We start from the raw sequence: 13,013 nt of genomic DNA, 5'->3' as shown, positions 1-13,013 counted from the left end.
TTCGTTCAAACTCCGTACCGTTCGGTCCGAATGTTTTGCGCCGCAACACCGGCATCGATCAGCGCCTGGGCGGCGGCGGAAACGAACGCATTGGACCCGCAGACAAAGGCGAGACCGGGCGGCTCGGGCAGCCGCGCCATCGCTTGCGCCATCATCGCGACGTCCACCCGCCGCGAATAATCGGCGGGACGGCGTGCGGCCTCGCGCGTCAGCGTCAGCACCAGATCGAAGCCGTGCTGGCGATCATCGAGGGTGATCAGTTCGTCACGAAAGATCACTTCGTCCCAGACCCGAGCTGAAAAGACCAGGACGACGGGCACGCTCGAATTCTGCGCGGCGCGATGGCGGACCATCGACATCAAGGGAACGACGCCCGAACCGCCGCCGACCAGCACAAGCGGGCCATTCTCATCTTCTGGCCAGACGAAATGCCCGCCGAGCGGTCCGCGCAGTTCGATTTCGTCGCCAATTGCCGCGACCTCGTGGAAGAAGGGCGAAACCTCACCGTCGTCGAGTTTTTCAATCGCCAGTTCGATCACATCGTTCGTTTCGGGTGCGGAGGCGATGGAATAGGAGCGGCGCGCCTGATAGCCGTCGGGCGCCGTCAGCCTGACGTCGACATGCTGCCCGGCGCGATAGGCAAAGGGCCGAGACGGCTGGAAGAAGAAGCTGGTGGCACGCGGCGTGCGCTTTTCGATGCGGACAATCCTGACTGTCTGCCAAGGCGATTGCACTGCCGCTGCATCGCTCATGGATCGTCCTTGTAGCGCTGTTCGCGCCACGGATCGCCGTAGATGTGGTAGCCGCGCAATTCCCAGAAACCGGGTTCGTCGTGCGTGGTGAATTGCAGGCCGTTCAGCCATTTGGCCGACTTCCAGAAATAGAGATGCGGCACTAGCAGTCTTGCCGGGCCACCATGGTCCGGCGTGATCGGCTTACCTTCGTAAAGCAGCGCCACCATGGCCTTGCCGGCGGTGAGATCCTTGACCGGCACATTGGTCGTGTAACCATCGAACGCGTGCGCCAGCGTGAAGCCGGTCGGCGGCTCCAACCCCGCGTCGGCAAGGATATCGTCGACCAACACACCCTGCCACGGCGTGTCGAACTTGGTCCATGCGGTCACGCAATGGATGTCGCGCGTCATCTTGGTCAACGGCAGCGCGTTGAACTCGGCCCAGTTCCATGTCTTGATCGGGCGTGGCCCATGCTTCAGGGTGAAAGACCAATCCTCGATGCGCACACGCGGCGTTGGGCCGGCCGACAGCACTGGAAAACCCTGTTCGAGATATTGGCCGGGCGGTATGCGCGCATCGCCATCGGTTGGCGGGCGCCGTCCTGAAGAGAAACCCCGGGTGACCATCGCGGCAATCCCCTTGCATCAAGCCACCATCGGCCTGATGCAGTGTTCTTGAAGATGTCGTGGCGGGCAACCGAAATCTTGACGGGCAGAGGCCGGCGGGGATCGTCACCGACGAGCCCTGCCGATCCTGCATTCACGTCAACGCCACATGTCAGCCGTTGGCGAAAGGCACCGCAACATAGATCTGGCTGCCGTCGCGCTCGACCAGCAGAAGCACAGACTTGCGGCCGGACTTGCCGGCCTGGGCGATCGCCTGCGTCACTTGCCTGGCGCTCTTCACCGGTACCTGATTGACGGCGACTATGATGTCGCCGGCCTGGATTCCGGATGCCGCGGCCGCCTTGTCTGGATTGACGCTGGCAACCATCGCGCCGTGCTGATTGTCGGCGAGATTCATCTGCTCGCGGATGTCAGGGGTGATGTCCATCAGGCCAAGCCCGATCGCCGGAAGGCGCGAGCCTTGCTCGGCGCTTGGCGTGCCGGAACCGTCGTCCGCCGACGCGGTCTTCACATCGTCGGTGTTGCGGCCGACAGCGACGGAAATCTGTACCGCCCTGCCCTTGCGCCAAACGACCAGCGTCTCCCGGGCGCCGGGCGCGACATTGGCGACCGCCCGCGACAGGTCCTTGGGATCCTTCACGTCCTGTCCAGCAAAGCTGGTGATGACGTCGCCTGTCTGGACACCGGCGCCGGCTGCCGGCGAGCCGTCATTGACCTGCGAAACCAGCGCGCCGCCAGCATGATCTAGCCCAATAGCGCTAGCCACATCCGGCGTCACCGGCTGGATCTCGACGCCGAGATAGCCGTACTGGATCGAGCCGTCCTTCATCAGCTTGGCGACCACTTTCTGGGCCTGATCCGACGGAATGGCGAAGCCCACGCCGACGCTGCCGCCATTGGGCGAATAGATCGCCGCGTTGATGCCGACGACATTGCCGTTCACATCGACCAGCGGACCACCGGAATTGCCGTGATTGATCGGGGCGTCGATCTGGATGAAGTCGTCAAACGGTCCGCTGTGCAGGTCGCGGCCGCGTGCAGAAACAATGCCTGCGGTGACCGTGGTGCCGATGCCGAACGGATTGCCGATCGCCAGCACCTGGTCGCCGGTCATCAACTTGTCGGAGTCACCCCATTTGACCGTCGGCAGGGACTTGCCGGCTTTGATCTTGAGCACGGCGAGATCGTTCTTGGCGTCGCGGCCGACGAGCGTTGCGGGAAGTTCGGTGCCATCGTCGAGCGTCACCTTGATCGAAGAGGCGCCGTCGATGACGTGATTGTTGGTGACGATGGTGCCATCGGAGGCGACGATGAAGCCGGAGCCGAGTGCCTCGGCCCGCTGTGCCTGTTCCTGCGGCGGCGTGCGCGGAGCAGCCCTGCCCTTGTCGCCGAAGAACTGGCGGAAATAGTCGTCGAATGGCGAGTTGCCGAGAGGCATGCCGTCATCGGTGCTTTCCGGCTGCGCCTTCATGACGGTGGTAACCGTGACCACGGCCGGCTTGTCGGCGGCCACGATGGGAGCGAACGAACCGTTAGGCGCAGTGATGCCGGCGACAGGTGTCTGGGTTGTCGGAACGGTGTTGCCCGCGCTTTGGGCGAAAGAGATCACGAAGGGGGATATGATTAGCGCAGCGCCCAGCAAGGCCGCGACGCGATGTCTGCGAAGGATATCTGACATGGTCGTTTGTCCGGGCGAGAGTTGATCCTGCGCCATGGCCTCTTCCCATGCAGGGAAAAGGTTTCCGGCGTGTCGAGGGTCGCTATTGCCTGTCTCGCCTGGCATGGCAGCCGACCGGATCGACAGCCTGCATCTAGGGCGCAGATCGGCCCGATTTAGGGTGTTCGGGCGACCTTACGAAGATTTAATCTCCGGACGACGGCAGGTCACAATGTCGTCAGGCGGGGCTTTTCTACTCCGCCGGGCGTCAGATCCCGACGGTTCGCCCGAGATAGGTCGTGGCAATCGCGCGCATGCGCTTGCCGTCGAAGCTCGGTCCGTGTCCGCCATGACCGATGCGGATCGGCAGGTTGAGCAGGCGCTGCATCGTACTGACATAGGCGACCATGTCCGAATCCGGCAGGTCGTCGATCAGCGTGTCGTCGTAGATGGCGTCGCCGCTGAAGAACAGGCCGTCAGCCTCATCGAACAGAGCGATAGAATCCGGGGAATGGCCGGGCAGATGCAGCACACGGAATTGCCGGTCGCCGAGATCGACGATGTCGCCCTCGTCCAGGGTTCGCGTCAACGGCGCGGACGGGATCTTGTAGTCGGCCGCCTTCCAGCCCGGCGCCGGCAGTCTCGAGACGGCGCCTTCGAGATCGTGGAACATGTAAGCGTAGGTCGCCGCCACATCCATGCTCTCGAATTGTTCCGCGCTCATCCTTGGCCCGGCCCGCAACGGAAATTCGTGCAGCGAGCCGACATGGTCGAGATGGATGTGGGTGGCGACGACCAGCAGCGGCTTGCCGTCGGACGTCTCGATCACGGGCGCCAGCGGGCAGATACCCATGCCGGTGTCTACGAGCAGGTCGGCGTCGCGGCCGCGCAGATGCCAGATGTTGGCGCGCAGGTACTCATGCACGAACGGTTCCGTCAGCATCGTTGTCTTGTCGTCGACGATGCTTCTGCTGAACCAGTCCATCAGACGAAGGGCTTCCCGACCTTGTACTTTTCCGGCACCAGCCGCTTGAGGTAGGCCATGCCGGCATCGGACAGCTGATTGACGTCGGGCTTCATGAAATCATCCGGCATGTGGCGGGTCTTGCCGGCGACGTTCTTCAGCGGCACCTTCTTCAGCACCGTTTTGGTGCCGTCATATCGCAGCGCCACCGAGCCGCCACCCTGTTCGGCGACAGTGACTGCAAAAGCGCCGGCATCGAAAGCCTCCTGCGCGTCGACGGCGCTAATGGCGCCGATATAGCCGCGCGGCATGTAGCCGAGTGCGTCGACGCGGGCCCGCTTGCCCGGCAGGCCTTCGGCCAGCGCGCGCTCAAGTGCGGCCGGCAGGTCACTGCCCGACAACTTGACGTTGCCATGCGCGTCGCGCTCCAGTTTGTCCGGCGGCACCAGGCTTTCGACCAACGCCTTGCCGTCGGCGGTGCTGACGCCTTCCGATACGGCGACGATGCATCGTTTGTGGCGATCGAGCGTGGCGCGGACGTCATCAATGAAGCCAGCGGCCGAGAATGGGCGCTCGGGCACATAGACGAGGTGCGGTCCGCTGTCGAGGTCGAGCTGCCAGGCAGCGGCCGCGGCAGTGAGGAAGCCGGCATGCCGGCCCATGACGATGCCGACATAGATGCCTGGCAGAGCGCGAAAATCGAGATCGACGGAGAGGAAGGCGCCGGCGACGAACTCGGCCGCGGAGATGAAGCCCGGCGTGTGGTCGTTTTCCTCAAGGTCATTGTCGATGGTCTTCGGCGCATGGACGAAGGCGATAGAGCCGCCGGCGGCGTCGGTCAGGATCTGCTGCGTGCCCGACGTGTCGTTGCCGCCGATGTAGATGAAAGCGTCGGCGCCGGCCTTCTTCAGGCCGTTGAGGATGACGTCGCAATAGGCAGCATCCGGCTTGTCGCGGGTCGAGCCAAGGGCCGCACTTGGCGTGCCCGCAATCAGCCGCAGCCGGTCTTCCGGGATGGCGGAGAGGTCGACATAATTGCCGTCACGAATGCCGCGCACGCCATGGATGGAGCCGAGGACCTTGGCGCCGGGATGCCGCTTGCGGATCTCCAGCGTCGCCCCGACCACCGTCTGGTTGATGACGGCGGTTGGGCCGCCGCCCTGCGCGATAACAAAAGTTCCGGCCATTCCTGACGTCTCCCGAGCGATGAATTCGCAGGCACATTCGCCTGTCTTTCGTTATCGCGCAACGGAAGAGTGGACCGGGTGACGCGTCAGACGACGACGACCGGATTTTTCTTGGAGACGCGGCTGTAGAGATCGATGATGTCCTGGTTGATCAGGCGCACGCAGCCCGACGACATCGCCTGGCCAATGCTCCACCACTCGGGCGAGCCGTGGATGCGATAGCCGGTGTCCTTGCCGTCCTGGTAGATGTAGAGGGCGCGCGCGCCGAGCGGGTTGGTCAGGCCGCCGGGCTGTCCAGCCTGCCACTTCACCAGTTCCGGCTTGCGCTGGATCATCTCTGGCGGCGGCGTCCAGGTCGGCCATTCCCTGCCATACTGGATGTTGGCGCGGCCGGACCAGCGGAAGCCGTCCTTGCCGATGCCGACGCCGTAGCGGATGGCATCGCCGCCCGGCTGGACGAGATAGAGCATGCGCTCCTGCAGATGGACGACGATGGTGCCGGGCGCCTCGCCTGTCGTGTCGACGACGATCTGGCGGCGGAATTCCGACTTGACCTTGAGATAGGGCACTTCCGGTACATTGAAGCCGCCATCCGTCATCGCGGCATACATCACGCCGGGGCTGGTGATGTTCTTGTCGACGCTGATGCTCGGCCGGATCGGTACCGAACCGGTGGTGACGTTGTCGAGGTCGAGCGCCGGCAGGCCGCCTCCCGAGGTCGAGCAGCCGGCGGCGCTGAGCAGCGCGAGCGCCCCTGCCCCGGACAGGACGGCACGGCGGGAAAGATGATGATCGGTTTCGAATGCGTCGCCGTTTCGCGGCGGCGTCAGACCTTGCGGCAACTCACGCATATACCCAAACCCTACGCTGTCGGCGGGAAGCACGGTCCGGCCGGATAGTAGGCATTTTCATCATTCATGGTTGATAAAGCGTGAAGACCTTGCACAGCTTGCGTTTGCGCGTTGCCCGGCGGGCGCTCGACCCTCCTGCCTGACCATTGACTGGGATCTGCTGCACAAAAAGACCTCGGTCGTGTCATAATCCCGGCGCCGGCGTTTCCTACCTCTCAAGCGATCAGCGAGGGGCCTCCAAGTGCAAGACCTTGAAAACCGACATCACGCTTTTTGCCGCTGCCATTGTCGCGGCATCAACCGCTCTCGGTGCCAATGTCAGCCCGGCCGATATCGTGAGCACGCTGAGCGGCGCGAACTGACGCCGGTCTGCCGTTGGCGCAGTTAGGGAAATCGCCTCTTTACATTCTCCCGGGCCTAAGGATTTATCCTCTTCCTTGAGCTCAAAGGAGACGGGCATGACCTTCGAAAACTGGGCCGCCTTTGCCGCCGCGTCGACGATTCTTCTCATCATTCCGGGTCCGACCATCCTGCTGGTCGTGTCCTACGCGCTGGGCCAGGGCTGGCGCACCGCCCTGCCGATGGCCATCGGCGTGGCGCTGGGCGACTTCACCGCGATGACCTTGTCGATGCTGGGCATCGGCGCGCTGCTGGCGGCTTCGGCGACCGTCTTCACCATCCTGAAGCTGATCGGCGCCGGCTATCTGATCTATCTCGGCGTGAAACTGTTTCGCGCCGGCGGCGCGCTGAAAGCCGAACCGCGCACCGATGCGGTATCATCGGCCAAGATGATGGCGCATGCCTGGCTGGTCACCGCGCTCAACCCGAAAAGCATCACCTTCTTCGTCGCCTTCCTGCCGCAGTTCCTCGACCGCCACGCCGATTTCTGGACGCAGATGCTGATCTTCGAGACGACCTTCCTGGCGCTCGCCTGCGCCAATGCCTTCGGCTATGCGCTGATCGCGGCACGCGCACGCAACGTCGTGCGCAATCCCAAGGCAATCCGCATCTTCAACCGCACCGGCGGCACGCTGCTGGTCGGCGCCGGCATCGCCACTGTGGCGATGCGTTCGGGTAATTAGGCTCTCTGACCGTGATCCCGAAACCGGTTTCCGGAATCATGGCCGGCTTCACCATTTGACGCTGAAGCCGAGATTGCCTTCGAGGACACGGCGTTTGTCGCCACCGAGATTTGTGGTGTAGTCGCCGGTGGCGAAGATGCTGACCTTGTCGCCTTCGTCGCAGCAAAGCAACTTCTCCTTCCGCACTCTCCAAACGACTGTTCGGAAGCATTTTTTCAGATGCCGCGTCGCGTTGTTTCGATTTTACAAAGTTTAACCTGCCTATCATGGTTGCCAAACTGCAAAGACTACTGAAACGCTCTAACGAAGCGCGTGAGTGGCGTGTCCGTGGCCCATGCTTTAGGATCCCCTCGGGCCGAAGGATCGAGGGCCTGTCACGGGTCGATGAAAGGACATCGCATGGCAATCAGGGACGCATTCGGCCTGACGCTTTCTGGTGCAACGGAGGTGGGATTCACGACCTACAACCAAGCGGTGCGTGAACTGCAGTGCTTCATCGGCGACCCCGTTGCCTCCATCGACAGCGCCATCGCGGAAGATCCCGGCTTCGTCATGGCGCATGTCTTCAAGGGCTATCTCTTCGGCCTCGCCACCGAGTGGGAGGCGACGGCGGTGGCCAAGGCTTGCCATGAGGCGTCACTGCCGCTTGCCGCGACCACACGCGAGCAGGCGCATGTCGCAGCCCTTGGTCACCTCGCCAACGGGCGTTGGCATGAGGCCAGCCGCGTTCTTGAAGATATCACCATCGAGACCCCGCGCGACGGGCTGGCGCTGCAGGTCGGCCACCAGATCGATTTCTTCACCGGCAATGCCCGCATGCTGCGCGACCGTATCGCCCGCGCCCTGCCAGCCTGGCAAAGCGGCATGCCCGGCTACCACGCCATGCTCGGCATGCAGGCGTTCGGGCTGGAGGAAATGGGCGACTATATCAGGGCCGAACAGCTTGGCCGCTCGGCAGTCGACATGGAGCCGCGCGACGGCTGGGCTCAGCATGCCGTCGCCCATGTCATGGAGATGCAAAGCCGGCAAAGGGATGGCATCGCCTGGATGCGCGCCAACCCGGAAGCGTGGACACGGGAGAGCTTCCTGCAGGTCCACAATTGGTGGCACCTGGCGCTGTTCCATTATGATCTCGGCGAAACGGACGACGTTCTTGCGCTCTATGATGGCCCCATCTACGGCGTGCAATCGACGATGGCGCTCAACATGGTCGATGCCTCGGCAATCCTGTGGCGGCTCCGCCTCGGCGGTTTCGATGTCGGCGACCGCTGGGCAGAGCTCGCCGCCAACTGGCGCAAGGCAGGCGCCGGCCTTTATGCCTTCAATGATGCCCACGCGATGATGGCCTTTGTCGGTGCAGGGCTCGACGCCCCGGCTCAGACCTTGCTCGAGGCGCAGCGTGAGGCCATGCGCGGCAATGACGACAACGCGGCTTTCACAAGGGATGTCGGCCATCCGCTGACGCTTGCCATCAAGGCGTTCGGTGAGGGCAACTATACCGAGACCGTGCACCTGATCCGGCCGATCCGGGCAATCGCCCATCGTTTCGGCGGCAGCCACGCCCAGCGCGACGTCATCGACCTGACACTGATCGAGGCGGCCCTGCGCGCCGGCGAGGGTGCGCTGGCCAGGGCGCTCACGGCAGAACGTTCGATGGCGCGACCCGACAGTCCGCTGTCAGCGCTGTTTCTGCGACGCGCCGCCGATTTGTCGGAGAATTGACCCGAAGCGGATCTTGTTTTAAAAACTGGCCAAGCCAGATTTTTTCGGAGCTCGAAAAAATTAATGGCATGGGAGGAAATCATGTATCTCGGCCTCGATCTCGGGACATCGGGCGTCAAGGCGCTGCTGATCGATGCCGGGCAGACCGTCATCGGCTCCGGCCATGCGTCGCTCGATGTTTCACGCCTGCATCCAGGCTGGTCGGAACAGAATCCCGACGACTGGATCCGGGCCTGTGAGGAGGCGGTTGCCGACCTCAAAGCCAGGCATCCCAGGGAATTCGCTGCGGTCAAGGGTATCGGCCTGTCCGGCCATATGCATGGCGCAACGCTGCTCGATGCCGCCGACAAGGTGCTGCGCCCCTGCATCCTGTGGAACGACACACGCAGCCATGCCGAGGCCGCCGTCCTCGATGCCGATCCGCGCTTCCGCGCGCTGACCGGCAACATCGTCTTTCCCGGTTTCACCGCGCCAAAGCTTGCCTGGGTGAAGAACAACGAGCCCGCTGTCTTCGCCGAGGTCGCAAAAGTGCTGCTGCCCAAGGATTTCCTGCGGCTCTGGCTCACGGGCGAACACATTTCGGAAATGTCGGATTCTGCCGGCACGTCCTGGCTCGATGTCGGCAAGCGGCGCTGGAGCGCGGACCTGCTCGCGGCGACATCGCTCGACGAAAAGCAGATGCCGTCGCTGGTCGAGGGTACGCAGAAGGCCGGCGCCTTGCGCGCCGACTTGGCCTCGAAATGGGGCATCCCGGCCGGCATTCCGATCGCCGGTGGCGCCGGCGACAATGCCGCCTCGGCCTGCGGCATGGGCACGGTCGGCGCCAGCCACGCCTTCGTTTCGCTCGGCACATCGGGCGTGCTGTTTGCCGCCAATGCTTCCTACCTGCCCAACCCGGCAAGTGCCGTCCATACCTTCTGCCACGCGCTTCCGAACACCTGGCACCAGATGGGCGTCATCCTGTCGGCAACCGATTCGCTCAACTGGCTGTCCGAAATCACCGGGAAGAGCGCCGGCGAATTGACCGCCGAACTCGGCGACACGTTGAAGGCGCCCAGCGGCGTGTCCTTCCTGCCTTACCTCTCAGGCGAGCGCACACCCTACAATGATTCCGCCATTCGCGGCGCGTTCACCGGCCTGGCGCATGAATCGAGCCGTGCGGTGCTGACGCAGGCCGTGCTCGAAGGCGTCGCCTTCGCATTCCGCGACAGCCTCGAAGCCCTGGCCACAGCCGGCACGACCTTGACGCGGGTGACGGCGATCGGCGGCGGTTCGCGTTCGCGCTATTGGCTGAAGGCGATTGCCACCGCGCTTCAACTGCCTGTCGACATTCCCGCCGACGGCGACTTCGGCGCCGCCTTCGGTGCTGCGCGCCTCGGCCTGATCGCGGCGACGGGTGCCGATCCGCTTCAAATCTGTACGGCACCGAGGACCGATGCGACGATCGAACCGGACGCCGCCCTAGGGGGTGTCTACGCGGAAGCTTATCAGCACTACCGGGCGCTCTATCCGGCAATCAAGGTCACCACGGCGTGAGCAACTTCTCGCCCACGCCGCGGCTTGCCAGCTCACTGCGCCGGCACCTTGTCGAGGAAGCCGGTGACGCTCTTCAGGCGGCCGTTCTCGATGACGCCGATGTCGGTGCCTTCGATGACGGAAGGAATGCCTTCCGGACCAAGGTTCCACGAGAAGCGGATCTTGTCGGCAAAACCGTCCGGCGCGCCCTTCAGCGAGAACCGGAAGCCGGCAAAGCGCTGCTGCACGCCGTCGATCAGAGCCGCGACGCCCGCATGGCCATCGCCCTGCATGAGTGGATCGCGGTAGCTGACGTCTTCAGTGAAGGTCGCCTTGAGCAAGTCGGCCCGGCGCTCGGCATCGCTCTCGTTCCAGGCGGTGATGTAGTTTTGGGCGATCTTGTTGAGGTCGGTCATGGTCTGTCTCCTTTGTTTGACGGTTTTGACACGAGCCTTTTCGACCAGCGGAAGAACGAAACCAATTACGCCTGAGGTAATCAGGGCGAATTACCTGAGGTAATCAGGGCGAACTATTCGAAAGAGGAAAAAGACCATGAGCAGCGGATTTTTCGGCGACATCCAGAAAATCAAGTACGAGGGGCCAGATTCGACCAATCCGCTGGCCTACCGGTTCTACAATCCCGATGAGGTCGTCGCCGGCAAGCGGCTGGAAGACCATCTGCGCTTTGCCGTCGCCTATTGGCATTCCTTTGCCTGGCCGGGCGGCGATCCGTTCGGCGGCCAGACCTTCGACCGTCCCTGGTTCCCCAAGGCCGGCGGCATCGACACGATGGAACTGGCCAAGCTCAAGGCCGATGTCGCCTTCGAGATGTTCTCGCTGCTCGGCGCTCCCTATTTCTGCTTCCACGATGCCGATGTGCGGCCGGAGGGCAAGGACTTTTCCGAAAGTGCGGCTCGCCTCGACGAGATCGCCGACTACTTCGCCGGAAAGATGAAGCAGACCGGCGTCAAGCTGCTTTGGGGCACGGCCAACCTGTTCTCCAATCGCCGTTTCATGTCGGGTGCGGCCACCAATCCCGATCCGGATGTGTTTGCCTATGCGGCGGCGACGGTAAAAAGCTGTCTCGACGTCACCAAGCGGCTGAAGGGCGAGAACTACGTGCTGTGGGGCGGGCGCGAGGGCTATGAGACGCTGCTCAACACCGACCTTGCCCGCGAGCAGGAGCAGGCCGGCCGGTTCCTCAGCATGGTCGTCGATTACAAGCACAAGATCGGCTTCAAGGGCACGATCCTGATCGAACCGAAGCCGCAGGAGCCGACCAAGCACCAGTATGATTACGATGTCGCCACCGTCTACGGCTTCCTCAAGCGCTTCGGGCTGGAGAAGGAGGTCAAGCTCAACATCGAGCAGGGCCACGCCATCCTGGCCGGCCATTCCTTCGAGCACGAGCTGGCGCTGGCCAATGCGCTCGGCGTCTTCGGCTCGATCGACATGAACCGCAACGACTACCAATCGGGCTGGGACACCGACCAGTTCCCCAACAACGTGCCCGAGATGGCGCTGGCCTACTACCAGGTCCTGCAGGCCGGCGGCTTCAAGACTGGCGGCACCAATTTCGACGCCAAGCTGCGCCGCCAGTCGCTCGATCCGCAGGACCTGCTGATCGGCCATATCGGCGGCATGGACTCTTGCGCACGCGGTCTGAAGGCCGCGGCCCGCATGGTCGAGGACAAAGCGCTGTCCGCGCCGCTGGCCGAACGTTATGCCGGCTGGAACACGGCCGAGGGCAAGGCGATGCTTTCCGGCAAGCGCACGCTGGAAGACATCGCCGAGCGCGTCGTCAAGAAGAAGATCGAGCCGCAGCCAAGGTCGGGCCGTCAGGAACTGCTGGAAAACATCGTCAACCGCTACGTGTGAAGCCCGATCTCTGGACCGACATCCGCTACCACTGGCTGAAAGCCGGAGTTATCACCATCTGCTAGTCAGCGCATTTCGCGAGAGGCTGCCGAGGATCGCATGGATCTTTGGCGGCCTGCGCGCGATCAAGGTGCCGCACCGCCGAAAAGGCGAAGCGGCGGCCTTTACCTTGATGCATGTCGTCGTCCCAAAACCGCTGTGCACTTTTGGGCGACATGCATTGGCAGGAGACGGGAAATGGCAGAGGATCGAACCATCGTGCGCCCGGCGCAGGCAAGCGATATCCCGGCTTTGAAGCGGGTCCTGCAGGAAACATTCGAAGGCACCTGGCTGCCTAACATCACCGAGGCAGCGGCGCAGCGCTATATCAAGACGGATATTGGCGGGCGTTATGTCGACCAGAGCTGGCCTGAATTTGCCGTTGCCGAGATCGATGGCGCGGTCGCCGGCCTGATCCATTGGCGCGCGGCTTCATCGAAGCCCTACACGTCATGGCGTCCCGTCAACGGCAAGGTGTCGGCCGCAAGCTGCTTTCCCATGCCGAACAGGCGATCGGCGCCGCCGGATCGGCGCAGGCGCGGCTGGAAGCCGACGCCTGCGCAAGCACTCTACAAGGCGGTCGGCTATATCGAGAAAACCCGCTATCCAGATGACGAATGGGACAGTGGCTTCACCACGGTGCTGTTCGAAAAGTGGCTGTAGATTTCTGCTTGACCTGACCTGCCCAGACGCAGGATCAAACTTTACGCGAGGGCGCGTCCGACGACACGGTTTTGCCCTTTGCCGCCCTTCAATGA

General features: G+C 63.2%; 14 protein-coding genes. 5 read left to right on the top strand and 9 right to left on the bottom strand.

Features of this window, described 5'->3' with window-relative positions:
• Positions 1-5: 5 nt before the first annotated feature.
• The 6 genes from ASD12_RS19245 to ASD12_RS19220 all read right to left on the bottom strand — a co-directional run bounded on the left by ASD12_RS19245 (position 6) and on the right by ASD12_RS19220 (position 6,019).
• The gene (locus ASD12_RS19245; RefSeq protein WP_056589452.1) at positions 6-752 is read right to left on the bottom strand and encodes an FAD-binding oxidoreductase; all 747 of its coding nucleotides are present in this window, start codon (positions 750-752) and stop codon (positions 6-8) included.
• The gene (locus tag ASD12_RS19240; protein ID WP_056589448.1) at positions 749-1,360 is read right to left on the bottom strand and encodes a sulfite oxidase-like oxidoreductase; all 612 of its coding nucleotides are present in this window, start codon (positions 1,358-1,360) and stop codon (positions 749-751) included. The genes ASD12_RS19245 and ASD12_RS19240 overlap by 4 nt, the downstream gene beginning before the upstream one ends.
• A 151-nt stretch (positions 1,361-1,511) precedes the next feature.
• Positions 1,512-3,038, bottom strand: a complete 1,527-nt coding sequence (locus ASD12_RS19235; protein ID WP_056590110.1) for a DegQ family serine endoprotease — start codon at positions 3,036-3,038, stop codon at positions 1,512-1,514.
• Positions 3,039-3,285: 247 nt separating this feature from the next.
• On the bottom strand, positions 3,286-4,002 hold the full coding sequence (locus ASD12_RS19230) for an MBL fold metallo-hydrolase (protein ID WP_056589445.1): 717 nt from the start codon (positions 4,000-4,002) through the stop codon (positions 3,286-3,288).
• A complete protein-coding gene (locus ASD12_RS19225; RefSeq protein WP_056589441.1) occupies positions 4,002-5,168 on the bottom strand; it encodes a diphosphate--fructose-6-phosphate 1-phosphotransferase in 1,167 nt (388 codons plus the stop codon). The genes ASD12_RS19230 and ASD12_RS19225 overlap by 1 nt, the downstream gene beginning before the upstream one ends.
• A gap of 86 nt (positions 5,169-5,254) precedes the next feature.
• Complete coding sequence (locus tag ASD12_RS19220) at positions 5,255-6,019, bottom strand: L,D-transpeptidase (RefSeq protein ID WP_056589438.1); 765 nt, start codon at positions 6,017-6,019, stop codon at positions 5,255-5,257.
• Positions 6,020-6,477: 458 nt separating this feature from the next.
• On the opposite strand from ASD12_RS19220, the gene ASD12_RS19210 reads away from it, so the two are divergent.
• Complete coding sequence (locus ASD12_RS19210) at positions 6,478-7,101, top strand: LysE family translocator (protein ID WP_056589430.1); 624 nt, start codon at positions 6,478-6,480, stop codon at positions 7,099-7,101.
• Positions 7,102-7,149: 48 nt separating this feature from the next.
• On the opposite strand, the gene ASD12_RS34205 is transcribed toward ASD12_RS19210, so the two are convergent.
• On the bottom strand, positions 7,150-7,287 hold the full coding sequence (locus ASD12_RS34205) for a hypothetical protein (protein WP_156398618.1): 138 nt from the start codon (positions 7,285-7,287) through the stop codon (positions 7,150-7,152).
• Between the two features lie 213 nt (positions 7,288-7,500).
• Here ASD12_RS34205 and ASD12_RS19205 point away from each other — a divergent pair, with 213 nt between their 5' ends.
• Together ASD12_RS19205 and xylB are read left to right on the top strand one after the other, a co-directional pair.
• A complete protein-coding gene (locus ASD12_RS19205; protein WP_056589428.1) occupies positions 7,501-8,823 on the top strand; it encodes a tetratricopeptide repeat protein in 1,323 nt (440 codons plus the stop codon).
• An 81-nt stretch (positions 8,824-8,904) separates the two neighbouring features.
• Complete coding sequence (gene xylB, locus ASD12_RS19200; RefSeq protein ID WP_056590107.1) at positions 8,905-10,359, top strand: xylulokinase; 1,455 nt, start codon at positions 8,905-8,907, stop codon at positions 10,357-10,359.
• A gap of 32 nt (positions 10,360-10,391) precedes the next feature.
• Here the strand turns inward: xylB and ASD12_RS19195 are convergent, their stop codons facing one another.
• On the bottom strand, positions 10,392-10,754 hold the full coding sequence (locus tag ASD12_RS19195; protein ID WP_056589425.1) for a nuclear transport factor 2 family protein: 363 nt from the start codon (positions 10,752-10,754) through the stop codon (positions 10,392-10,394).
• A gap of 136 nt (positions 10,755-10,890) precedes the next feature.
• Between ASD12_RS19195 and xylA the strand changes: the two genes are divergently transcribed.
• The gene (gene xylA, locus ASD12_RS19190) at positions 10,891-12,216 is read left to right on the top strand and encodes a xylose isomerase (protein ID WP_056589422.1); all 1,326 of its coding nucleotides are present in this window, start codon (positions 10,891-10,893) and stop codon (positions 12,214-12,216) included.
• Positions 12,217-12,267: 51 nt separating this feature from the next.
• Here the strand turns inward: xylA and ASD12_RS35425 are convergent, their stop codons facing one another.
• Positions 12,268-12,675, bottom strand: coding sequence for a hypothetical protein (locus ASD12_RS35425; RefSeq protein ID WP_244482898.1), 408 nt, complete (start codon positions 12,673-12,675; stop codon positions 12,268-12,270).
• Positions 12,676-12,707: 32 nt separating this feature from the next.
• On the opposite strand from ASD12_RS35425, the gene ASD12_RS35420 reads away from it, so the two are divergent.
• A complete protein-coding gene (locus ASD12_RS35420; protein ID WP_244482915.1) occupies positions 12,708-12,869 on the top strand; it encodes a GNAT family N-acetyltransferase in 162 nt (53 codons plus the stop codon).
• Positions 12,870-13,013 lie beyond the last annotated feature (144 nt).

Source organism: Mesorhizobium sp. Root102, from assembly GCF_001425625.1.
Lineage (GTDB): Bacteria > Pseudomonadota > Alphaproteobacteria > Rhizobiales > Rhizobiaceae > Mesorhizobium.
This window is presented reverse-complemented; position numbering and strand designations above follow the sequence as displayed.

Coding starts and splice junctions, on each gene's coding strand:
- xylA (WP_056589422.1), top strand. CDS start 10,891: ATGAGCAGCGGATTTTTCGGCGACATCCAGAAAATCAAGTACGAGGGG.
- ASD12_RS19230 (WP_056589445.1), bottom strand. CDS start 4,002: ATGGACTGGTTCAGCAGAAGCATCGTCGACGACAAGACAACGATGCTG.
- ASD12_RS19245 (WP_056589452.1), bottom strand. CDS start 752: ATGAGCGATGCAGCGGCAGTGCAATCGCCTTGGCAGACAGTCAGGATT.
- ASD12_RS35420 (WP_244482915.1), top strand. CDS start 12,708: ATGGCGTCCCGTCAACGGCAAGGTGTCGGCCGCAAGCTGCTTTCCCAT.
- ASD12_RS19225 (WP_056589441.1), bottom strand. CDS start 5,168: ATGGCCGGAACTTTTGTTATCGCGCAGGGCGGCGGCCCAACCGCCGTC.
- ASD12_RS19205 (WP_056589428.1), top strand. CDS start 7,501: ATGGCAATCAGGGACGCATTCGGCCTGACGCTTTCTGGTGCAACGGAG.
- ASD12_RS35425 (WP_244482898.1), bottom strand. CDS start 12,675: ATGGATCAGGCCGGCGACCGCGCCATCGATCTCGGCAACGGCAAATTC.
- ASD12_RS19240 (WP_056589448.1), bottom strand. CDS start 1,360: ATGGTCACCCGGGGTTTCTCTTCAGGACGGCGCCCGCCAACCGATGGC.
- ASD12_RS19220 (WP_056589438.1), bottom strand. CDS start 6,019: ATGCGTGAGTTGCCGCAAGGTCTGACGCCGCCGCGAAACGGCGACGCA.
- ASD12_RS19235 (WP_056590110.1), bottom strand. CDS start 3,038: ATGTCAGATATCCTTCGCAGACATCGCGTCGCGGCCTTGCTGGGCGCT.
- xylB (WP_056590107.1), top strand. CDS start 8,905: ATGTATCTCGGCCTCGATCTCGGGACATCGGGCGTCAAGGCGCTGCTG.
- ASD12_RS19195 (WP_056589425.1), bottom strand. CDS start 10,754: ATGACCGACCTCAACAAGATCGCCCAAAACTACATCACCGCCTGGAAC.
- ASD12_RS19210 (WP_056589430.1), top strand. CDS start 6,478: ATGACCTTCGAAAACTGGGCCGCCTTTGCCGCCGCGTCGACGATTCTT.